General features: G+C 63.6%; 23 protein-coding genes, 3 tRNA genes and 1 pseudogene. 12 read left to right on the top strand and 15 right to left on the bottom strand.

Annotation, left to right across the window (positions count from 1 at the left end):
- Nucleotides 1–10: 10 nt before the first annotated feature.
- Nucleotides 11–1,501, bottom strand: a complete 1,491-nt coding sequence (locus tag CH268_RS11970; RefSeq protein ID WP_094664225.1) for a class I adenylate-forming enzyme family protein — start codon at nt 1,499–1,501, stop codon at nt 11–13.
- 94 nt (nt 1,502–1,595) lie between these two features.
- On the opposite strand from CH268_RS11970, the gene CH268_RS11965 reads away from it, so the two are divergent.
- The 4 genes from CH268_RS11965 (at nt 1,596) to CH268_RS11950 (ending at nt 7,201) form a co-directional block, all read left to right on the top strand.
- Nucleotides 1,596–2,879, top strand: coding sequence for a PucR family transcriptional regulator (locus tag CH268_RS11965; RefSeq protein ID WP_094664223.1), 1,284 nt, complete (start codon nt 1,596–1,598; stop codon nt 2,877–2,879).
- Between the two features lie 197 nt (nt 2,880–3,076).
- Complete coding sequence (locus CH268_RS11960) at nt 3,077–4,924, top strand: DUF3556 domain-containing protein (protein ID WP_094664221.1); 1,848 nt, start codon at nt 3,077–3,079, stop codon at nt 4,922–4,924.
- The gene (locus tag CH268_RS11955) at nt 4,921–6,339 is read left to right on the top strand and encodes a phytoene desaturase family protein (RefSeq protein ID WP_094664353.1); all 1,419 of its coding nucleotides are present in this window, start codon (nt 4,921–4,923) and stop codon (nt 6,337–6,339) included. The genes CH268_RS11960 and CH268_RS11955 overlap by 4 nt, the downstream gene beginning before the upstream one ends.
- Before the next feature lie 85 nt (nt 6,340–6,424).
- On the top strand, nt 6,425–7,201 hold the full coding sequence (locus tag CH268_RS11950) for a glucose 1-dehydrogenase (protein WP_094621255.1): 777 nt from the start codon (nt 6,425–6,427) through the stop codon (nt 7,199–7,201).
- Between the two features lie 63 nt (nt 7,202–7,264).
- Here CH268_RS11950 and CH268_RS11945 read toward each other — a convergent pair whose 3' ends face one another.
- Both CH268_RS11945 and CH268_RS11940 read right to left on the bottom strand, forming a co-directional pair.
- Nucleotides 7,265–8,044, bottom strand: coding sequence for a hypothetical protein (locus CH268_RS11945; protein ID WP_094664219.1), 780 nt, complete (start codon nt 8,042–8,044; stop codon nt 7,265–7,267).
- A gap of 51 nt (nt 8,045–8,095) precedes the next feature.
- On the bottom strand, nt 8,096–8,350 hold the full coding sequence (locus tag CH268_RS11940; RefSeq protein ID WP_094664217.1) for a hypothetical protein: 255 nt from the start codon (nt 8,348–8,350) through the stop codon (nt 8,096–8,098).
- A 119-nt stretch (nt 8,351–8,469) separates the two neighbouring features.
- On the opposite strand from CH268_RS11940, the gene CH268_RS27900 reads away from it, so the two are divergent.
- The 3 genes from CH268_RS27900 to CH268_RS11930 all read left to right on the top strand — a co-directional run bounded on the left by CH268_RS27900 (nt 8,470) and on the right by CH268_RS11930 (nt 9,720).
- Nucleotides 8,470–8,613 (top strand): hypothetical protein, encoded by a 144-nt coding sequence (locus tag CH268_RS27900; RefSeq protein WP_176457924.1) that lies wholly within the window; start codon nt 8,470–8,472, stop codon nt 8,611–8,613.
- Nucleotides 8,614–8,649: 36 nt separating this feature from the next.
- A complete protein-coding gene (locus CH268_RS11935; protein ID WP_094664215.1) occupies nt 8,650–8,943 on the top strand; it encodes a hypothetical protein in 294 nt (97 codons plus the stop codon).
- 219 nt (nt 8,944–9,162) lie between these two features.
- Nucleotides 9,163–9,720: a hypothetical protein gene (locus CH268_RS11930; RefSeq protein ID WP_032368903.1), complete on the top strand. Its 558-nt coding sequence runs from the start codon at nt 9,163–9,165 to the stop codon at nt 9,718–9,720.
- 102 nt (nt 9,721–9,822) lie between these two features.
- Here CH268_RS11930 and CH268_RS11925 read toward each other — a convergent pair whose 3' ends face one another.
- The 5 genes from CH268_RS11925 to CH268_RS11905 all read right to left on the bottom strand — a co-directional run bounded on the left by CH268_RS11925 (nt 9,823) and on the right by CH268_RS11905 (nt 12,468).
- Nucleotides 9,823–10,416: a hypothetical protein gene (locus CH268_RS11925; RefSeq protein ID WP_094664213.1), complete on the bottom strand. Its 594-nt coding sequence runs from the start codon at nt 10,414–10,416 to the stop codon at nt 9,823–9,825.
- Between the two features lie 61 nt (nt 10,417–10,477).
- A complete protein-coding gene (locus tag CH268_RS11920) occupies nt 10,478–11,125 on the bottom strand; it encodes a hypothetical protein (RefSeq protein ID WP_141215139.1) in 648 nt (215 codons plus the stop codon).
- A gap of 237 nt (nt 11,126–11,362) precedes the next feature.
- A tRNA-Arg gene (locus CH268_RS11915) sits at nt 11,363–11,435 on the bottom strand.
- Nucleotides 11,436–11,490: 55 nt separating this feature from the next.
- Nucleotides 11,491–11,580: transfer RNA gene (locus CH268_RS11910), tRNA-Ser, on the bottom strand.
- 123 nt (nt 11,581–11,703) lie between these two features.
- Nucleotides 11,704–12,468 (bottom strand): dienelactone hydrolase family protein, encoded by a 765-nt coding sequence (locus CH268_RS11905; RefSeq protein WP_027494763.1) that lies wholly within the window; start codon nt 12,466–12,468, stop codon nt 11,704–11,706.
- Nucleotides 12,469–12,564: 96 nt separating this feature from the next.
- Here CH268_RS11905 and hisC point away from each other — a divergent pair, with 96 nt between their 5' ends.
- Nucleotides 12,565–13,620, top strand: a complete 1,056-nt coding sequence (hisC, locus tag CH268_RS11900) for a histidinol-phosphate transaminase (protein ID WP_094664351.1) — start codon at nt 12,565–12,567, stop codon at nt 13,618–13,620.
- Here hisC and CH268_RS11895 read toward each other — a convergent pair.
- Nucleotides 13,609–14,655: an alpha/beta hydrolase gene (locus tag CH268_RS11895; protein ID WP_032388159.1), complete on the bottom strand. Its 1,047-nt coding sequence runs from the start codon at nt 14,653–14,655 to the stop codon at nt 13,609–13,611. The two genes, hisC and CH268_RS11895, sit on opposite strands and share 12 nt — an antisense overlap.
- Nucleotides 14,656–14,948: 293 nt before the next feature.
- The gene (locus tag CH268_RS11890; protein ID WP_027494766.1) at nt 14,949–15,152 is read right to left on the bottom strand and encodes a DUF3072 domain-containing protein; all 204 of its coding nucleotides are present in this window, start codon (nt 15,150–15,152) and stop codon (nt 14,949–14,951) included.
- 160 nt (nt 15,153–15,312) lie between these two features.
- Here CH268_RS11890 and CH268_RS11885 point away from each other — a divergent pair, with 160 nt between their 5' ends.
- Together CH268_RS11885 and CH268_RS11880 are read left to right on the top strand one after the other, a co-directional pair.
- Nucleotides 15,313–15,648 (top strand): excalibur calcium-binding domain-containing protein, encoded by a 336-nt coding sequence (locus CH268_RS11885; RefSeq protein ID WP_027494767.1) that lies wholly within the window; start codon nt 15,313–15,315, stop codon nt 15,646–15,648.
- Between the two features lie 141 nt (nt 15,649–15,789).
- Nucleotides 15,790–16,647 (top strand): annotated as a pseudogene (locus tag CH268_RS11880) (pseudouridine synthase).
- Here CH268_RS11880 and CH268_RS11875 read toward each other — a convergent pair.
- The 5 genes from CH268_RS11875 to CH268_RS11855 form a co-directional block, all read right to left on the bottom strand.
- Nucleotides 16,648–16,998 (bottom strand): DUF4288 domain-containing protein, encoded by a 351-nt coding sequence (locus tag CH268_RS11875; protein ID WP_094664209.1) that lies wholly within the window; start codon nt 16,996–16,998, stop codon nt 16,648–16,650. It lies immediately after the preceding pseudogene.
- A gap of 72 nt (nt 16,999–17,070) precedes the next feature.
- Nucleotides 17,071–17,883 carry a formate/nitrite transporter family protein gene (locus CH268_RS11870; protein WP_027494769.1) on the bottom strand — a complete coding sequence of 271 codons (813 nt, stop codon included), beginning with the start codon at nt 17,881–17,883 and terminating at the stop codon, nt 17,071–17,073.
- A gap of 128 nt (nt 17,884–18,011) precedes the next feature.
- On the bottom strand, nt 18,012–18,395 hold the full coding sequence (locus CH268_RS11865; protein WP_141215138.1) for a hypothetical protein: 384 nt from the start codon (nt 18,393–18,395) through the stop codon (nt 18,012–18,014).
- A 293-nt stretch (nt 18,396–18,688) separates the two neighbouring features.
- Nucleotides 18,689–18,778 (bottom strand) — tRNA-Ser (locus CH268_RS11860).
- A gap of 58 nt (nt 18,779–18,836) precedes the next feature.
- The gene (locus CH268_RS11855; RefSeq protein ID WP_094664205.1) at nt 18,837–19,349 is read right to left on the bottom strand and encodes a MarR family winged helix-turn-helix transcriptional regulator; all 513 of its coding nucleotides are present in this window, start codon (nt 19,347–19,349) and stop codon (nt 18,837–18,839) included.
- A gap of 77 nt (nt 19,350–19,426) precedes the next feature.
- Between CH268_RS11855 and mgrA the strand changes: the two genes are divergently transcribed.
- Both mgrA and CH268_RS11845 read left to right on the top strand, forming a co-directional pair.
- Nucleotides 19,427–20,461 (top strand): L-glyceraldehyde 3-phosphate reductase, encoded by a 1,035-nt coding sequence (gene mgrA / locus CH268_RS11850; RefSeq protein WP_032366524.1) that lies wholly within the window; start codon nt 19,427–19,429, stop codon nt 20,459–20,461.
- 34 nt (nt 20,462–20,495) lie between these two features.
- Nucleotides 20,496–21,485 (top strand): NAD(P)H-quinone oxidoreductase, encoded by a 990-nt coding sequence (locus CH268_RS11845; RefSeq protein ID WP_094664203.1) that lies wholly within the window; start codon nt 20,496–20,498, stop codon nt 21,483–21,485.
- Nucleotides 21,486–21,572: the final 87 nt, after the last annotated feature.

Here is a 21,572-nt window from a genome sequence, read left to right as displayed (position 1 = left end):
TCGGATCGGACTACGCGCCGAGCTCCTTCTTCACGATCTTTCCGACGGAGTTCTTCGGTAGAGCGTCGTGGACGACTGTCCGAGTCGGTCGCTTGAACTTGGCCAGGCTCCGCGCGCAGTGCGCGTCCAGCTCGTCGACCGAGATACTGCGACCGGCTCGTGCAACGACGTGCGCGACGGGCACCTCCCCGTAGACCGGATGCGCTTCGCCCACGACGGCCACTTCCAGGACGTCGGGATGGGATTGCAGGACATGTTCGATTTCGCTCGGCGCGATGTTCTCGCCGCCGCGAATGATCATGTCCTTGAGTCGATCCACCAAGACGAGATAGCCGTCCTCGTCGAGGACTCCGATGTCGCCGGTGTGCAACCACCCCTCTCGAATGGTCTTAGCGGTCACGTCCGGCAGACCCAGATATCCCTGCATGACCGTCTCGCCGCTCACCAACACTTCACCGGTCCGGCCAGGAAGGGAGCTCGGACCGTCGGGTGTATCGATCGCAATGTCGATACCGGGTAGCGCGATGCCGACCGTGCCCGGCTTTCGAATCCCGTTCGGCGGGTTGATCGTTGCCGCCACAGTACATTCCGACAGGCCGTACCCTTCGACGACCGGCACGCCGAAGATCGATTCGAACGACGCGATCAGGCCGGCAGGCATGGGCGCTGCTCCACAGATGACGAATCGAAGCGACGAGATGTCGCGGTCGGTCGATCCACGGTCCGCAAGCAGTGAGTACATGGTGGGCACTGCGGAGAAGTAGGTGGGCCGGACAGTCTCCACGTTGCGCCAGAACGTGTCCGGCGAGAAACGAGGCGCGATGTGCACACGCCCGCCGGCTCGTAGCGGAGCGACCGAGCCGACGACGAGTCCGTTGCAGTGGAAGAGTGGAAGCACCAACAGGCTCGCATCGGCCTCGGTCAGTTCGCAGGCCGACACGATGGCGGCGCTCATCCGGTCGACGTTGCGATGAGTCAGCACACAGCCTTTCGGCCGCCCCGTCGTTCCCGAGGTGTAGACGATCAAGGCAGGGGCCGAGCTGTCGGCAGGCCCCGCTCCACGATGCATGCCGTCCAACTGCGGCGTGTGGGGACGACGATCGCGGGAGTCCACGTCGATGAACGAAATACCCTGTGCGCGGCCGAGAGTGCAGGCTCGCTCGCTACCGACGAGCACGCGGGCGGTCGAGTCCTCGAGTTGATAGCGCACCTCGTCGTCGGTGAGTGCGGGATTGACGGGGGTCAACGTTGCTCCCAGCACCCATGCCGCGAACATCGTGGTGATGATGTCGATGCGATTCGGAAGCAAGACTGCAACCACATCACCCGCTCCCACCCCCGCGTCGACGAGTTCGGCGGCAACCGCGTCGACTTCGAGCCCGAACTCGGCATTGCTCAACCGAGTGGAGTCGTCGGACAGACACGCGCCGTCCGGGTCGTTGTCGATGCGGCGGTACATGGCCTGCAGAACCGGCGAGGAGGCGTCGAGAATTGGCAGCATGTGACGTAGGTTACGGATTGCCCATTTGTAAGACTTCGGTCCAGCAGCACAAAAACCGCGGATTATTTGTAGCCCGAAACGAAAAGGAACACCCGTGCCGACACCTGCCGACATCTCGCCCGCCTCCGCCGAGGCGGTGCGCACTCACGTGGCTGCGGTTGCCGCGCACCTCAATGCCCGGCTGGCAGATGTCGTGGCGCAGATGCGCACGACACTCGCGTCGCGCATCACGGAACTGAACAACGAACCATCGCTGATCGAGCTGCTGGGATCGAGTATCGAGGGCAACGTCGACACCATCCTGCACGCTCTGCAGCACGACATCGGCGGTGCCGGATTCGAGCCGCCGGCGGCGGCCATCGAATATGCGCGCCGCCTGGCTCAGTGGGGCGTGCCGGTCAATGCCTTGGTTCGCGCCTATCGACTCGGACAGCAATTTCTGCTCGATCGAGCGTTCGAGACCTCGATGTCGCTGGCCGCGCCGGACCCGGTCCGAATGGAAGCGCACCGCGTGATCGTCGATTCGGTGTTCGACTACATCGACTGGATCTCGCAACGGGTGGCCGCGGTGTACGAGACCGAGCGGGAGTCCTGGCTGGCGGATCGCGAGAATGCTCGACTCGATGCGGTACTCGATCTCCTGAACGGCAAGGGGTCGGTGGACGTCGTCGAGCGAGTGACCGGGTATCGACTGCGCGGACGCCACCTGGCCGTCGTGGCCTGGGTCGGCGAGTCCGCCGTTCGCGGCGACCGGATGCGCAGGTTCACCACCACCATCCGCGCTCTGGCGGCGGACTTGGACAGTCCGGCCCCTCCCCTGGTGGTCGGACGCGACGGCGCTACCGCGTGGGGATGGATTCAGATTCCAGCGAACGACACAGATCTCGCCGTCGTTCTCGATCGCATCAACACTCGACCGCGGACCGAGGACGCACCCCTGTTGGCGGCCGGGGCCATCGGACTCGACGCGGCCGGGTTCGTCACGTCCCACCGACAGGCTCAGCGCGCCCATCACGTGGCCGTTCTGGGTGGCCGAGGCCGAACGATCGAACGCTACGACGACCCCGGGTTGGCCGTGGTGGACCTGTGCGCTCGCGACCCGTCGGCATTGCAGGCCTGGGTCCTGAGCGTGCTGGGACCGCAGTTGGCTGCCGACACCACACATGCCGAACGATTGCGCACCACGTTGCGGATCTACCTTGCGTGCGAACGGAGCCTCTCCGCGGCGGCTGCGGTGATGACGATGCACAAGAACTCGATTCGCTACCGCGTCGACAACGCCGAGAAGCTGCTCCCCCGGCCACTGTCCGACGACCGACTCGCCGTCGAGGTTGCCCTCACCGCATGTCAGTGGCTCGGGTCTCGGATCCTCTCCTGAGAGTGCACTTTGTGTCGGCGTCACAAAAACGAAGGTGAGCCTCGGGTCGGCGAACCATTGGGACCGCCGATAGGAACCCCGTAGCTTTCTGTGGTGCAGGACACAGTCCGATGGTTGCGTCACCGCGACCCGAGCCTCGGGCGACAGGGCTGACTCCTGCTCCTTCATCCTCAGCGCTCGCTACAGAAAGCTCACTCATGGGATTCAAGAACGGACAGTTTCCACCTGTCGACCTCGAAACCTTCCTCGACCGGCCCCTGCTGGAACGAGTGAAAACCCTTGCACTGCATTGGGTCGACTACGGCTTCGGCTCGCCGAAGGTCATCCCCACCACCTACGTCGTCAAGCTCCTGGTGCTCTACATCGGGATCGGCCTGACTCTGGCGACACTGAGTTCCGGCGTCGGGATGCCGTGGGACGTCAGCTCGTGGTGGGACGACATGATCGTCTACCAGAAGTTGGTCTACTGGACGATGCTGCTCGAAACCGTCGGACTCGCGGGGTCATGGGGACCGATCGCCGGCAAGTTCAAGCCGATGACAGGCGGAATCCTGTTCTGGGCGAAACCGGGGACCGTTCGGATGCCTCCGTGGCCGGGCAAGGTGCCGTTCACCTCGGGCGACACCAGGACGCCGCTGGACGTCGTGCTGTATCTCGCGCTCCTGGTGAGTCTGTTCGTACCCGTCATCGCGCCCGGAACATCGCCCGGTGCATTTGCCTCGATCCTGCCCGAGGGCATCGGCAACCTCGTCGATCCACGCTGGGCGATCGCGCCGGTCTTGCTCACCATCGTTGTGGGCCTTCGTGACAAGACGATCTTCATCGCTGCCCGCGCCGAGCAGTACGGTCCTGCGATAGTCCTGTTCGGTCTCGTGGGAATCCTCGGTGACAACGCCATCGTCGACCTCGTCGTCGGGCTGAAACTGCTCATTTTCTCGGTGTGGGTCGGGGCCGGCATCTCGAAATTCGGTGCACATTTCGCCAACGTCGTTCCGCCCATGGTCTCGAACAGCCCCTGCATTCCCACGCGCTGGGCCAGACGCAAGCACTACCGGAATTTCCCGGACGACATTCGCCCCTCGGCAACGGCCAAGTTGATCGCGCACGTATTGGGCACCACCGTCGAGATCGCAGTACCGGTCGTGTTGCTGCTCACCACCAACACGACCGTCGCACTCGTCGGAGCACTTCTCATGGTGGCATTCCACCTGTTCATCATCTCGACGTTCCCGCTGGCGGTGCCGCTCGAGTGGAATCTGTTGTTCGCCTACGCAGCAGTGTTCCTCTTCGTCGGACACCCTGCAGGACAGGGATTCTCGATCTTCGACGCCTCCCCGTGGTTCGTGGCGACAGCGCTGGTGTGCTTGTTCTTCTTCCCGGTTCTGGGCAACCTCCGACCGGACCTCGTGGCCTTCACGCCCTCGATGCGCCAGTACGCGGGCAACTGGGCCTCAGGTCTGTGGGCGTTCGCACCGGGTGCCGAGGACAAGCTCGATCAGATCGTGCGCCCCACCCGCAATCAGGTACGACAGCTCGAAGCCATGGGTTACCCGCCGGCCGTCGCCGAGATCACGATGCAACAGACCATCGCATGGCGCTCGATGCACAGTCAGGGTCGCGGATTGTTCTCGCTTCTGATCCGCAACGTTCCCGACATCGATCGATGGACGGTGCGTGAAGGCGAATTCGCCTGCAACTCGATTCTCGGCTTCAACTTCGGCGACGGCCACCTGCACGACGCCTCCCTCATCGCAGCGATTCAGCGACGCTGCAACTTCGAGCCGGGCGAGTTCGTGGTGGCGTGGGTCGAATCGCAGCCCATCCATCGAAAGACGCAGTCGTACAAACTCATCGATGCCGCCCTCGGCGTGATCGAAACCGGTACGTGGAACGTCGACGACGCGGTGTCCACCCAGCCGTGGCTACCCGACGGCCCCATCCCCATGTCGGTGACGTGGCGGCGTCGCGCAGACTCGACAACCGCTCGACACTCGGCACCGGAGACGTCGTCAGCGACGGCCGGTGCTGGAGAATCGACATCATGACGCGATCCGCGACGATAGTGGGCAGCGGCCCGAACGGGCTTGCCGCTGCACTTGCTCTGGCACGCGACGGCATACACGTCACCGTGCTGGAGGCGGAGAGCGAGATCGGCGGCGGCACCCGTAGCCACCGGCCTTTCACCACCGTCGATCTGCTCGTCGATCACTGTGCCGGTTTCCATCCGATGGCGGTGGGTTCACCTGCCCTCGCCGGTCTCGAGCAACACGGACTGACGTGGCGGTGGCCCGAGATCGATTGTGCCCATCCGCTTCTCGACGACGCGGCAGCGCTGCTCCATCGATCGATAAACGAGACTGCTGTGGGCCTGGGCACGGACGGCAAACGATGGAAGGCACTGTTCGGGCAACCGTCGTCGTCGTACGACAGACTGTCCGCAGACCTACTCGGACCGGTCGTGCACCTGCCCCGACATCCACTGCTGCTGGCGAGATTCGGTGCGCCGACTGCTCTGCCCGCTGCGGTGTTGTCACGGGTGTTCGCCACGCCGCAGGCGCGGGCACTGTTCGTCGGAGCAGCGGCACACGCGATGCGGCCGTTGACCGAAGTGTTCTCCTCCGCCATCGGGGTGGGAATCCTGACCGCGGGACACCACAACGGATGGCCGGTGGCGGAGGGCGGAACCGCGGCGATCTCACGGGCGATGCACTCCGCGCTCATCGAACTGGGAGCAACCGTGCAGACCTCGACGCGGGTTGCCACGCGAGCCGATCTGCCGTCGTCGGACATCACGATCTTCGACACGACGCCGGCCGTGGTGGCCGACGTACTCGGCCAGGAATTGACGACGCGTACACGTCGCTCCTACAACAGGTTTCGGCACGGACCGGCTGCGTTCAAGGTCGACCTCGCGGTGCGCGGTGGAGTCCCGTGGACCGACCCCCGGGTCGCGCAGGCCGGCACTGTGCACGTGGGAGGTAGCGCCGAGGACACCATCGCAGCCGAGGCGGCCGTTGCTGCAGGACGAATGCCCGATCGGCCGTTCGTCCTCGTCGGGCAGCAGTTCGTCGCAGATCCTCAGCGCGCGGACGGAGACGTCGTACCGCTGTACGCATACGCCCATGTTCCCGCCGGCCTCGACCACGATGTCACCGACGTCGTGATCGACCGCATCGAACAGTTCGCACCGGGCCTGCGTTCGCGAATTGTGGAGACAGTCAGCACGTCTCCGCATAGCTTCGCCGAAGGAAACGCGAATTTCGTCGGCGGCGACATTCTGTGCGGTACGTCGTCACCGACACAATTGCTCCTCGGACCACGTCCCGGCCGAGACCCGTACCGCACGGGAACGCCGGGGTTCTATCTCTGCTCTGCGGCAACTCCCCCCGGACCCGGTGCACACGGCATGGCGGGACTGAATGCAGCGCGACGAGCTCTGGATGACCTGCTGAAGCGCTGAAACAGCGACACAGCAATACCTTTCGCCTTCTCTGTCGTCAGCGAGAAGGCACCACCTCTGCTTTCCCACGGAAGGACCGAACACAATGCCAATCGACGAATCTCTCCACGGCAAGGTCGCACTCGTCACCGGTGCCGGGGCAGGCCTCGGCGCCGCCATCGCGCGGCGACTGGCCTCCGACGGCGCACAGGTGGTCGTCTCCGACATCGATCTCGACGCCGCTCGCCAGGTGGCGTCTTCGATCGACGGTGCGATCGCTGTCGCGACAGACGTCACCGACGAGGATCAGGTTCGATCTCTCGTCGAGCAGACCGTCGAACACTTCGGCAACCTGCACATAGCAATTCCCAACGCCGGTGTCGGCGAGGTCAGAGCGATCGCACAGATGTCGTACGCCGATTGGCGGCGTACCACCGCAGTCAACCTGGACGGCGTGTTCCTGACCATCCGCTACGCCGCACCCGCGATCGCAGCATCCGGCGGCGGCTCCATCGTCACCATCAGCTCGATCACCGCGACGGCAGGTTCGGCGCTGCTCGCGCCCTACGCCGCCAGCAAGGCCGCGGTGAGAAATTTGACCGAAACTGCCGCAACGGAGTTCAGGGCTCAGGGTGTTCGGGTCAACGCTGTGTTGCCAGGGTTCATCGACACCGCCCTGGTCACCAAGGCAGCCCCCGAATTCGAGGCAGCTCTGGGGCTACCGGAAGGAGGGTTCGACACCCTCATCGCCGACAAACAAGGGCGCTACGGCACACCGGAGGAAGTAGCAGCAGCTGTCGCGTTCTTCGCATCGCAACAGTCGTCGTGGTGCACGGGGAGCAGCCTCGTTCTGGACGGCGGACTGGTCGGCTCACTGCTCTGAACGCCTGACGGGAGTTCGAGGACGAAACACATCGGCAGAGGCTTGCCGATGTGTTTCGTTCACTCAGGTGGGACGTCCTCTGTCGCCTCTGCGGACGTTGTCGATACCTCGCCCTGCGCGAGAATTGCGATACGCCGACAGTCTCAGGTTGCGGAGCCACTCCGGCTGGGGGCGCACCGACGCAGGACTGTTCAGCACCGGATCGAACGCGTCGATCTCTTCGGACGGTTGCAGAATTGTCGTCGAGTGAACGACGGCCAGTGGCTCGAACGCAGCTGTACCACAAGCATGTTCGAGAACCAGGCTCACACCGTGGTCGTCGATCGCTTGTCGAACGTCCGCGACGCTCATCCCGTTCATCTGCGGGCGGGTCAGCCGTGCACGCAACCACCACATCCTGCCCCGGTACTTCACCGGCATCAGAGACGACAGATGCGCGTCGTTCCACGACGTCGACGGCCACGGCACCATACGTCCTACCACTCCGGTCGCCGAGCCGGCGAGCAACAGATCCCACGGGGTTGCCCCGACCTCGAGCGGTGGGACCCGGATCGCTACCCCGGCGACATCGGGGAGGCCTGCGGGAATACCGATCCCCTTCGAGATTCGCACGGTCACCTCGCAGGAACGCAACGGGATTCCGTATCGGTCCGGCAACAGTCGTTCGAGGGAGCCACTGAAACTCACCCCGTCCGGATGAAAAGCCCGGGCGTTCCGCACGGCCGAGAGGCCGCGAAAAGGCAGACCCAGCAAGTGCGTCGATACAGTGCGGAGTTCGGAGAATCTGCTGTCGTCAGCGCGCTGCGCATCTCGACTGCGTCGCGCGAGATCGAGGACGGACATGGGATTACCCCCTGCTGTGTCGGTTCTCGCTACGGGGTGAATGCAAGTAACTCATGCGCCCAACTTTGCAGCGATGTCAACGACGACCGGGGCGAAGTCTTCCAACGCCGCGCGGGAGAAGCCGCCCGCGTCCTCCAGACGCTCCGTCAACGCTGCTCGGGTCACAACAACAACAGCGACGTCGTCCTGCGACTGGTCGCCGGACTTCTCCGGAACATCGAGCACGAGTTCGCCCTCCACTAGAACGAGTCGCGCATCGGGGGTGCTGTCGTACAAAGCTTGCAGTCGATCGGCGATGTCGTTCACGGTCGGTCCTTTCGGGTGACGAAGTCGGTGGCTCTACCTCGACATCGAGATATCCGGTCCGGATCGAATCAAACGACCGTGCGCCGATTGAGTACGTTCCGCGCGGGTAGAGCTGCAGTATGACCAGTGAAAACAGTCCACAGAATTCGACGGACCCATACGACCCCGGCGAGGATCCGGATGCGGACCCGGCCAACCTCACGCAGAACGCCGGCACGCAACCGGATCAGGCGGAAGGCGAGGAAGAGGACGACGCGCAATGAACGCCGTCGGAGCCGAAGAGCGAGGAGGGCGCATCCGTGGTGAACAGTGACTACGAACGATGGAGAACCGGCTCCACTCCACAGGCCTACACCGGTTCTCCGGTGGAGGCGGTCCGCGTCGATGGAACCAACGCCGACGACGTCGTGACCTGGCTCGAGACCAAGGGACTCGACGCGGCCAACTGCGGTGGCGCGGTCGGGATCGGGCACGTGATCGCCGACGTGGGTAGCTGGATGGTCGTCACTGCATCGAATCACCTGATGACATTGGACGACGCGACATTCAGCGAGATGTACGAGCACACCCCGCCGCCTCTGATCGGCGGGTGACTTTTCGCGCCATCGAACCTGAACACGCCTCAGCCCCCGGTACGACCGCGATATGGCTCAAACGACCAGCATTCCAACGCGAATCGGCGCGGGGCCCAGGTGTGGAAACCGCTCACGCGGGTAACCGATAGCCAAGGAGCCGTTCACGAGGCCGCCAAAACCTCTGTTATATCGCGCGTTTCGCGATCGGAGCAGCGCACACAACCGAAGGATCCTCAGATGTCCAACAGAAATACCCTCATCCGTTCGCTACACGATCTCGGTGCCGCTGCCTGGTTCGGCGGCTCGCTCATGGGTGCCGTGGGCGTCAACGGTGCTGCCACTGCGGTGCAGGATCCGCGAGACCGCGCACAGGTTGCCGCGGCAGGGTGGGCGAAATGGGCTCCGGTCAACGCCGCGGCCATCGGTGCACATCTCATCGGCGGCGCAGGCATACTCATGGCCAACCGCGGTCGGGCTCGTCATCAGCAGGGTGTCACCGCCAATACCAACTTGAAAATCGCCGTTACCGGTGCCGCCCTGGCCGCAACCGCGTACAGCGGCGTTCTCGGCGCGAAAACGACCAAGGCTCAGGGCCATTCGATCGATTCGGCAACCGAGCCGTCAGCAGGAACCCCACGCGAGGCCGCCGCGGCACAGAAGCAATTGAAGTACCTCCAGTGGGCATTGCCGGTCCTGACCGGAACTCTCGTGGTGCTGGGTGCTCAGCAGGGTGAGCAGCAGAGGCCGACCGAAATCTTGTCGGGAATCGCAGGAAAGCTGGTCGCCCGCGCGTAGATACACGCTAATGTGCCCTACCCCGTCGCAGACATTGCGGCGGGGTCGGACTTGTTGGGGCAGTGCCGACTTCGGCGTGCAAGGTACGGCGGTCAAGGGGGCCTAGGAATTCCAGCGAAGACCGGGCGTCATCGCGATCTCGGTCACTTGCTGGACCGTCAACACGGGGTCGGCGGATACATCGACGATGCTGCCGTCGGTCCCGTATACCTCTACGCGACTGCCTCTTTCGGATGATCTCAAATCGACGACTGTACCGTCACTCAGTGTCCGACGCTCATCGACGTAGCCGGCCAAACATGGACCGGCAGATTGATCGGATGTCGACAGCCTCACGTTCAGGTCACCCACGGCTCCGCCCAGCGAGATACGCCCATACGCAGAGGCGCTGAAGTCGAATGTCAGCGGTGGGAACATGGCATCGGGTTCTACCGTGGTCCCGGCGGGAAGGGCTCGCGCCAAAGCGGCCGACTTGGCTGTTGCGTCGAACCCCGCCGGGGCGGAATCCGGTCCGACAATGGCGTAATTGATTCTCTGCATGTCCTCGGGCTGGACGACCTCCGCACAGCCGGGTATCGACACGGCGTCGGGTTGCGGATCGTGGAGAAGACCGGCGACTACGACGCCTGCTGCCACGGTGCCGACGATCACCGAGACTGTCGTCCACACCGACTTCGGGTCACCTGGGCTGGCCATCCTGCCAGTGTCCACCGCCGGCGACGACCCCCATCGTCCGGGTCGCGCTGCGTTGCAGGCTTTACCGCCGGGACCGTTCGGCAAACCCCGACCCCACTGCTCCGACCGCGAACACCGCTGCGGTCAGCACGATGTTCGGCCACAGACCGAAGCGGGGGTCCAGTGCCCACTCCCGCGGCACGAGATTCTCGACGTTGTAGAGGTTGGACACCAGACTCGCAGCAACGGCGACAACACCTATTGCCACCAGCAACCGCGACCGCAGGCCGACACCCCACACCAGGACCGCGATCGATATCGCCAGTAAGGGCAACAGCCCTCGAATCGTCAGGTTGCCTACGTAGAACATCATTCCGTTCTGCATGAAAACCGTTGTTGCAATCGACAATCCCAGACTCGCGACCAGCCAAAGCCGTACGTGCATGGCGACGCCCGATCGTCGTTCGCTCCACCCGCAGTAGGCCGCGACGGCCCCGATACACACCGGCAGAGCGCACAGCCAGTACACATCAGCTGCTGGTTCTACGAGGTGCGCACCGCCGAACCACGCCGGACCCGACACCGACTCACCACCGACGACCGGTTGCCGAACGTAGAACGGCAACGCACCGACGAAGAGCACCGAGATGAACAACAGCGGGATGAACAACGGCGAAGCCTGAGCATCCGACTCGCTCACAGTCGCCGTTCTGCCTGATCGATCGCTCACGTGCCCTCCTCGGCGAGACAAGCACACCTTACGTCCGGTTTGTTTCCAACGGGTGCGCTTTGTACCGATCTGCACGCCGTCTACCAGGCCGCCCCTCGCCGGCGTCCCTGTTGTTCATCCCACACGCGGACCCGTCGTCGGAGGTCTGGACCGGGCAGGTGTCGAGCCGCCCACCACTGGCCTATACGACGAAAAAACCCCGAACTGCATCGCTGCAGTTCGGGGCTTTTTCTTCTGTGCGCCCGAAGGGATTCGAACCCCTAACCTCTTGATCCGTAGTCAAGTGCTCTATCCGTTGAGCTACGGGCGCATGTTCAGTTGTGTCGGTTCCGAAGAACCGACGTGCCGATCCTTGCGGATCAGCGTGGCGGAGGCGAGAGGATTTGAACCTCCGGACCCGGTGAAGGGTCAAGTCATTAGCAGTGACTCCCATTCGGCCGCTCTGGCACGCCTCCTAGGCTGCCGGCCCTCTCGGACCGCCGAGGAAAGAGATTACACACGGCTGAGGCCAGAAGGCAAAACGGCTGGTCGACGCCCCAGGTTCGCGCGGCGTTCGCGTAAAAGATGCTTGTTGCTCGTCAACGCATGAAGCTGTCGAACCAGTCGAAGATGCGCGTCTGCGCATCGACCAGAGCGGCCTCGGCGGGGTCGGTGTCGTCGCTGCTGCCCGGCTGTTCCCGAGGATGATCGGCGCGATGCTCCACACCGGAGTAGCTGACGACGTTCGTGGCCACTGAGGCGCGCGTGGCGGCATCGCGAAGGGCTTCGATGTGTTCGGGTGGGGTGTGGGGGTCGTTCTCGCCGTAGAGGCCGAGCCACGGCGCCTGCAGCTTGGGCGCGGCGTCGACCAATGCGATGGCGTCCGAATTGAGCGGCTCCACGATCCCCGCTGCGGCGACACTGACCGCCGCTCCGACCGGACGGCTGGTGGCCACGATCAACGCGGCCGTTCCGGCATCGTCGAATCCGATGACGCCGATGCAATCGGAGTACACCCCGCGCTGGACGAGCCAGTCGGAGGTGGCGTCGAAATCGGCGAAGAGGTCGTCGCCGAACACTTCCTTGTCGTCGCCGTGCCCCCGATGGAACAGATCCGGCGCTACCGCCAGCCACCCTTCCAACGCGAGCGCGCGCAGGAGATCCTTCAGCGACTCGGGAATTTCCCTGGCCTCGTGCAACACGACGATCCCGCCGCGCGGTGACCCATCGGGCTCGACGGCCGTCAACGGCACTTTCTCCTGCGAGACGGGTTTCGATGCGGCCGTATCCACCTCGTCGTCCGCGCCGACTGTGGGCGCGGGGGCGGACCGAAGGACTGCGAAGTCGCTGAAAGTTCCCGACATACTGTACGAAGATAGGACGATCGCGGCCGTCCTGCACAGCTTTGACGCGGACAGGCAGAAGTCGACTACCGACAGGGTCGGCGCATAATGACTGACGTGACCGTGCACATCCGCCCCGACCTCGACGCCATCCCCGCTTACGTACCCGGCCGCAGCTTTCCCGGTGCGATCAAGCTGGCGAGTAACGAAACGACACAGGGCCCTCTGCCGAGTGTCCGTGAGGCCATCGCGGAAGCGGCCGGCGGCGTGAATCGCTACCCCGACATCCGCGCGACGGCGCTCGTCGAGTCGTTGGCGAAGAAGCTCGGAGTGGCTCCGGAGAACGTGGCCGCCGGAAACGGCTCGGTCGCGTTGTGCCAGGAGGTCGTCCAGATCACCTGTGGCCCCGGTGACGAAGTTGTCTTCGCGTGGCGCTCGTTCGAGGCCTATCCGATCATCGTCCGGGTGACGGGAGCGACGCCCGTTCAGGTGCCGCTGACCTCGGACCACGTGCACGATCTCGACGCCATGCTCGACGCCATCACCGAGCGCACCCGGCTCATCTTCGTCTGCAACCCGAACAACCCGAGCGGAACCGTCGTTCAGCGCGACAAGCTCGTGGCCTTTCTCGACGCGGTGCCGCCCAACGTCCTCGTCGTCCTCGACGAGGCCTACTTCGAGTACACCCGGCCCGACGCGGCAGGCAATCACACCGATGGGGTGGAGATCGCTCGCGGTCGGCGCAACGTGATCGTGCTGCGGACGTTCTCGAAGGCGTACGGCCTCGCGGGTCTGCGGGTGGGCTACGCGGTGGCCGATCCTGAGGTGATCACTGCGCTGTCGAAGGTTCGTATTGCGTTCGCCGTCAGCACGATTGCTCAGCAGGCAGCTCTGGCGTCGCTCGAAGCCTCGGCCGAGCTACTGGCTCGTACCGATGCCCTGATCGCCGAACGTGATCGAGTGCGCGACGCCCTGGTCTCGGGTGGCTACGACGTGGGCGTATCCCAGTCCAATTTCATCTGGCTGCCGCTGGGCGAGCGTTCGGGTGAATTCGCCTCGGGCGCAGCCGAACAGGGCGTGCTGTTGCGTTCCTACGGAAACGACGGAGTGCGGGTCACCATCGGCGACCCGCACGAGAACGACGCGTTTCTGAAGTTCGCTCTACAGTCCTAGCGCGCGCTCGAGCGTCGGCCAGGATTCCCGGAGATCGTCCTGCCAGTACGGCCACTGATGAATGCCGTACGGGCGGTAGGTGAAGGTGGCCGGTATGTCGATCGAGCGCAGGCGTGTGTCGAAGAGCGTGGTGCAGTACAGCGCTGCAGCTTCGAGCGGTCCGCCCATCGCAGCTTCCTGCACACCACCGCCTCCGGGGCCCAGCTCGTACGGGCCGGGTAGGCCGGTGCCGACGGACACGTAGACGTCCTTGCCGCGCAATGCTTCTGCGTTGCGTGACGGATCGTGTTCGATCCACTTCGCGTCGGCGTTCTCGCCCCACATGTTGGTGGCGTTGCCGCCGTTGGTAGCGACCGTGGCGCGCACGGCGTCCTTGAGGTTGTTCTGCGAATTGTCGTAGCACCCGCTCAAACCGGCTACTCCGGTGTAGAGATCGGGGTGGCGCGTGATCAGATCCATCGCGGCCTGGGCACCCATCGACACACCGCCGATGGCATTGGTGCCGTTACCGGAGAACCGCGCGTCGATCAGCGGCGGCAACTCCGCCGTCAAGAACGTCTCCCACTTGTTGACGCCCAGGACGGGGTCGGGAACATTCCAGTCGGTGTAGTAGCTACTCGATCCACCGACCGGCAACACCACATTGACCGGCTTGTCGGCGAAGAAATCGACGATGTCGGTCTTCTGCGTCCAGGTGCTTTCCTTGTAATCGGATTCCTTGCCGGCACTGACCCCGTCGAGCATGTAGAGCGTCGGACGGGACACGGCCTGCGCGGCCGGAAGAAGAACCTGCACCTGAATCGCCCGACCCATGGCCGGCGAATCGACCCACACGGCCGCACGACGCGGAGTCAACATGTCGACTCGGTCGATACGAGCCGCTGCCGTCGGCAACGACTGTGCCTGTATGCCAGGTGCTGCCCCGCCACCATCGGCACTGCCGGTACCCGGAAGCGGCTGCGCTCCGGCGATACCCGACGACAGCAAGGACACAGCCAGCGCAGCCCCCGCTACTGCCAACACACGACGGTGCATCTGATCTGCCATCCTCCCCAGGCGCACCCTCGCGGGCGCAACACAAAACAACATCCGTTCCACAACGTACCCACCGCGACGCAGACACGCCGAGGGCTGTGGGTCCGCTCACAGTAGCCGCGAAATCCCGGGTACAAAAGTCTGCGTAATCCTTTGTTACATGTACCGAAGAAATAACGGTCTACCTGGTCGGATGCTGCCACCGGGAGGTCCTTCAGAAGGCACTCAATGTGACATTCGGTGGACTTTTCGGGGGTCAATGTCACATCGAGTGGACTTCTGACGGAGCAGGCTCAACCGCGGCCGGTTTCGCCCTGCAACTTGTCGATCATTTCCGACGCCTGCGCCTTGTTCAGGTCGTCGGGAACTTCCTCCCCTGCTTCCTGCGCGAGGGTGCTCAGGTAGCTCTTCTGCGGACCGGTCATCGGCTCGTCGCCGGTGACCCAGTCGTCGGGATCCTTCTCGGGGTTCTGGTTGACCTGCTCGTTTTCGCTCATACGTTCGTAAATACGCTCTACTGCCGGTTTCCAAACGCATCGACCCTGCGCATTTCGGTGCCGCCCTGCTCAGCACGGCTGTCGGTCGCGCGAATGACTTCGTTGACAGTTCAAGGATCCGGCGAGGAGGCTCCATCGCACCCCCTCGAATTGGAGCAACATGAAGACGAAGAATCTGCTGGTCAGAATCGGCATCGGAAGCGCGATCGCTGCGGCAGCCATGGTCACCACCCCCGCCCTCGCTTCGGCGGATCCGATCACCGATTTCCTGTGCGGTGCCGGCTCGGCTCAGTTCTGCATCCTTCCGCCGCCGCCTGCTTTCGCTCCCCCGCCCGCACCTCAGGGTGCGCCCGCTCCCGCACCTCGGCCCAACGGTGGGTTCCAGTACCAGAACTGCGACGCCGCCCGCGACGCCGGAGCTGCACCGGTCTATCGCGACGAGTACGGCTACGGCCCCCACCTCGACCGCGACAACGACGGCATCGGCTGCGAGTAGCGAGTTCGCACTTGTGTAGGTGAATCGCTGTCGATCGTCTGCACAAGTGCGATCTCGGCGGGCGGATACGCTCGGCCGGTGAGACGACGCCAGCAACCGCCCCTGGCGAAGCGCAACGGCCTCGACCCCGCCCGCGTCCGAATGCCCGAGGACGGGACATGGCCCACCGTCCGCGAGTTCTTGACGGCGACCGAGCAGCGGATCTCGCCGGAGCGCGTCGACGAGATGCTCGCTGCGGGCGAGGTCGTCGACATGGGCGGGCCTGTATCCGCTGATGCGCCGTACGTCCCCGGCGACGCTGTCTGGTTCCACCGCGACCTGCCGACGGAAACCGTTGTGCCCTTCGACATCTCGATCGTGCACCAGGACGACGCCGTACTGGTGATCGACAAGCCGCACTTCCTACCGACGATCCCGCGCGGCGGCCACATTCTGCAGACCGCGCTGGTGCGCCTGCGCCTCGAACTCGATCTTCCGCAACTGGTGCCTGCTCATAGACTCGATCGCGTCACCGCGGGCCTGGTGCTGTTCGTCGTCGATCCGACACTTCGCGGGGCGTATCAGACGTTGTTCCAGGATCGGAAGGTACACAAGGAATACTAGGCCATCGCGGCGTACAACCCGTCGGTCACCCTGCCGACCGAGGTACGCAGTCGAATCGTCGCGGACAAGGGCCAGTTCACTGCACGTGAGGTGGCCGGAGAACCCAACGCGCACACCGTAGTCGAACTTCTGGAACACCGCGAGGGTATCGGACGGTACCGACTGACACCGTCGACGGGACGAACCCACCAGCTACGTCTGCACATGAACTCGTTGGGCATTCCCATCCTGGGTGACGATCTCTACCCGACGGCAACCGGCCGAGCCGTCGACGATTTCACAGTACCCCTCCAATTACTCGCCAGTGCAATCGAATTCATCGACCCGATCTCGAAAGCTGTACGACGCTACGAGACTCGACGGAGCCTGGAGCGTTGGGAGACCGCGGAGGGCTGATCACTCGCGACCGGGGGCGAGAGGATCGCGTCCGCCCAGCTTCATCTCGAACTCTGAATACGTCTCCAGCGAGGCAAAGTGACGCGAATACAGATCGTCGGCGTCACCGGTGAGATCGCGAAGAGTGCGAGCCACATCGACCACACGCACCAATCGGACGTATGACCGGTCCTCGCCGGAGCCCACCTCGTACTCCTGCTCGCGCGCGAGCATTTCGACCTTGCCCTGCGCAGCGACATCGTTATTGGCGTGGATCAGATAGAAATCTTCCCGGTAATACTTGCCTGTGCCATCATTCGAGCCGAGCTCGAAAAGCGCAATTGCGAAGTAGGCCTGTTCGGCGGAATTCATACCGACGAAGGTAGCAACAGATCGGATCGCCGCGCTTTCCACCAGGGGCACAGAAGCTTCTCTCGTGGAGCCCTACTCAGAATTCTGGTCACGCTCGGACTTCACGAGTTCCTTCGTGCGCACCAAGCGCAGCGCCGTGACCAACACGACGCCGCCGATGATGTTGAACAGTACTGTGTAGCCGAACCATTCGATCCACTCGCGATAGCTCACGTCCGCTCCTGCGTGGATGGCCCCGAAGATCAGCAGGGAATCCAGGACCGAGTGAAACAACTGCAATCCGGCCAACAGAAAACCCGCCGCCATGGCGGCGATGATCCGCGCTACGTCGGATTCGGTTCCCTGCTGCATGCGGGTCAGCAGTGTCATCGTGCTGCCGCCGAGAACAGCGAGGCAGATCGATTGAAGATCCAAGGGTGCGTAGACGAAATGATGCGCCGACTCGGACAACACTTCGAGCCATTGCGGAAACGCGTGCGCGATCAACCACATCACGAACCAACCGCCGAGCAGATTCGCGAGCAGCGTCCCGACCCACAACTTCGCGAGCTGCGCAGGCGTGCCGTTGCGGGCCACAATCGCGGCGATCGGCATCAGGAAATCCTCGGTGAACAGCTCACCGTGTGCGAGATAGATGGCCACCAGGCCGATTCCGAACGCCAGGCCCGCCAGCAGGTGACTGCCGGTCTCGTCCAGCACCGCCAGGTACGCCATCACCCCCAGAGCGACCTCGAGTCCGCCGAAGAGTCCGGTGATCAGCACGGTGCGTACGGTGCGGTGCAATCGCTCACCGCCTTCGGTGACGACAGCGTCGAAACTCTCCTCGAGCTCCTCTTCCAGAGGTCCCTCGTTGTCGCCGTCGTTGCGCCGCGCTTCTTCGCTCATTGGCAGGTAGTACCCACTGAACCGGTATTGATGCCAGCCCGTCGGCAGCCTTCCTGTGAGCACTCGACATCTGCGTCGATGGAAAAGTCCCACACCGACCCAGGCTGTGAGCCAAAATATTCCGAGCCCTAACAGCCCGACGAGCGCTTGCGGACGATCGATGCCGATACGGATGACACCGGCCAGATCTCGATCGAGTACGACTCGACAGGTCCATCGCCAACTATCACCAAGTCGCGGTTCTTGCTTCTGCCTGCGGCGCTGACCCGAACCCGGTGGAGCGCTGGATGTCGAGCCGTCAGGCCCTCGTTGCCTCCGGGTATCCAGTTCGTGACCTCCATACCTGCTGACAGACGTATGCCTCCGGCCTTGGTTGCCAGGTCACCCTCGTCGACGTCTTCCCACGGGGCGAGATTCAGATCAGGTTCACTTCCGAGCACTTCTAGCTCGACGCTCACGAACCCTCCCGAGATTCCAGTCTTGATCAGTGCTCCTCCGTCGCCGAAATACACGAATCCTGGAACACCGCTGGGAGGCCAGATCAAATCCAGGGAGACTTGCTGGGCCAATCGCATCTCACTATCCGAAACTCGGACTGTCGCAGTGTGTTTCATTGATCGATTGTCTCATTCTTCGGTTGATTTAGAAGGGCGTCAGCAGACCCGAGGTGGGCGGCTATCGAGCTGGATCCGGCGATACACCGAGCGCTGACGTCGGTTCGGCGTGTGAGGCCGACGACAGGAATGCACAAACGAACAAACCCGGTCCACCCTCGCGGGCGGACCGGGCTCGATCAATCGACATATGGCGGAAGCGGAGGGATTTGAACCCCCGGACGCTTTTACACGTCTCTCGCTTTCAAGGCGAGTGCATTGGGCCGCTCTGCCACGCTTCCGTGTGCGATCTTAACGGCCGGGGCGGCACCGGCCCAATCGCCCCTCGTTGCCGGTCTGTCAGCGTCGGGGTCGGGTTGCCGATGCGTCCATTGCGGCGTCCACTTTCTGGAAGATGTCGCCCAGGACGTCGAGTTCGGTCGGGGTGAGGAGATCGACCAGATGTTGCCGGACGCTGCGGACGTGCGTGGGTGCTGCCTCCGTCAGTCGTCGTCGACCTTCCTCGGTGATGACGGCGAGGACGCCACGGCCGTCGTGCGCGCAGGTACTGCGGCGCACCATGTCCTGGACTTCCATTCGCCTGATCTGGTGGGTGAGGCGACTTCGGGAGGACAGAACCCCGTCGGCCAACTCGCTCATGCGGATGGAGCCGTCGTCCGCCTCGGACAGCATCACCAGGATGCGGTACTCCGCCATCGACAGGTCGTGCTTGTCCTGTAGATCCCTGTTCAATACCTCCATCAATCGTTGACCGCCGTCGACATAGGCACGCCAAGCTCTCATTTCCGCAGTGTCGAGCCACTGCGGGTCCCCCCCGGGACCAATGGCTAATTCGGCCGTCACGCGAGTCATCTTAGGCAGGAAATCTACTCACGAGTAGCTTGCCGTGGTTCGGGGTCCGATTCGCCGATGAGACCTAGGGTCGAGTTATGACAGATCCCTACATCGACCCTCCGTACGTTGCCGCCGCCGATCGCTACGAATCCATGTCGTATCGCAGAGTGGGATCGCGTGGGCCGGTACTGCCGGCGGTGTCGCTGGGCCTGTGGCACAACTTCGGCGACGACGTTCCACTGATGAAGCAGCGCGCGATTCTTCGTCGCGCCTTCGATCTGGGAATCAACCATTTCGACTTGGCGAACAACTACGGTCCGCCGTACGGAAGCGCCGAGAAGAACTTCGGCCGCATCTTCTCCGAGGACTTCGCCGGGTACCGCGACGAACTGATCATCTCCAGCAAAGCGGGATGGGACATGTGGCCCGGCCCGTACGGTTTCGGTGGCTCCCGCAAGTACCTGCTGTCCTCACTCGACCAGTCGTTAACGCGTATGCGACTCGACCACGTCGACATCTTCTACAGCCACCGCCCCGACCACGACACTCCCATCGAAGAGACAGCCGGCGCGCTGATCAGCGCTGTCCAACAGGGGAAGGCCCTGTACGCGGGCATCAGCTCGTACAAGCCCGAGGGCACGCAGAAGATGGCGGATCTACTCGCCGACGCCGGTGTTCCGTTGCTGATCCATCAGCCCAGCTACTCCATGGTCAACCGGTGGATCGAACCCGAACTGTTGGGCACACTCGACGCGATCGGCGCAGGCGTCATCGCATTCTCTCCCCTCGCTCAAGGCATGCTCACCGACAAGTACCTCGACGGCATTCCCGCGGATTCGCGCGCAGCACAGGGCAAGTCGCTGAACCCGGACTGGCTCACCGACGACCACATCGGGCACCTTCGCGCACTGAACGACATCGCGTCGGCCCGCGGTCAGTCCCTGGCGCAGCTCGCACTGAGTTGGGCGCTGCGCGACCGGCGAGTGACGTCGGTACTGATCGGCGCATCGAGCGTCGAGCAGCTCGAGAACAACGTCGCGGCGCTGGACAATCTGGACTTCTCCGACGCCGAACTCGAACAGATCGACAGTCACGCCGGCGACTTCGGCATCAACCTCTGGGACCTGTAAAGCGCCTGCGACAGTGGTGGCGCATCATGGATGCATGCGTGCAATCACACTGAAAGAATTCGGCGATCCCGACGTCATGGAGTGGACCGAGGTTCCCGATCCACGACCGGCCCGCGGACAGGTGATCGTCGACGTCTTCGCCACCGCCGTCAACCGTGCCGATCTGATGCAGCGTCAAGGCAACTATCCGCCGCCCCCGGGTGCCAGCGAGATCCTCGGTCTCGAGTGCTCGGGAATCATTTCCGAGCTCGGTGACGGCGTCAGCGGCTGGAACGTCGGCGACAGGGTCTGCGCGCTGCTGGCAGGTGGCGGGTACGCCGAGCAGGTCGCCGTGCCTGCCACCCAGCTGTTCCCGATCCCTGCGGGCCTCGATCTCCATGTGGCAGCAGCACTTCCGGAGGTCGCGTCCACGGTGTGGTCCAACCTGGTGATGGATGCGCACATGCGTTCGGGCCAAGTACTGCTGATCCACGGCGGCGGCAGCGGAATCGGTACGCACGCAATCCAGGTCGCGAAACAGCTGGGCGTCACCGTCGCCGTGACCGCCGGATCCAAGTACAAGCTGGACATGTGCGCGGACCTCGGTGCCGACATACTCATCGACTACAAGAACCAAGACTTCGTCACCGAAATACGTTCACAGACAAACGATCACGGATCCGACCTGATCCTGGACAACATGGGCGCGAAGTACCTCGACCGTAACCTCGACGCGCTCGCCATGGACGGCACCGTCGTCACCATCGGAATGCAGGGCGGCGTGAAGGGTGAGCTGAACTTCGGCAAGCTCATCGCCAAGCGTGGCTCGGTACACGCGGCCGGATTGCGTGGACGCCCCGAGACCGGACCGTCGAGCAAAGCCGACATCGTCGCCGACATGACCGCGCACCTGTGGCCGATGATCTCCGAAGGCCGCGTCACCGCCGTCGTGCATGCCGAAATCCCGATAACCGAAGCAGCACAAGGACATCGAATGCTCGACGACGCCGAGACGATCGGGAAAGTCATCCTGCGCGTGCAGTGATGTGCGTCCGAGGGTCGTGCGTGGAACTTCGTAGTGGGCTACGAGGCCGGAGTGGAGCCTGCGGAACGACCCGGAGGCACCTCGCGC

The organism is Rhodococcus sp. 06-1460-1B (genome assembly GCF_002258475.1).
Taxonomy (GTDB): Bacteria; Actinomycetota; Actinomycetes; order Mycobacteriales; family Mycobacteriaceae; genus Rhodococcoides; species Rhodococcoides fascians.
Note: the sequence above shows the minus strand (reverse complement) of the source record. Positions and strands in the feature narration are given on the sequence as shown.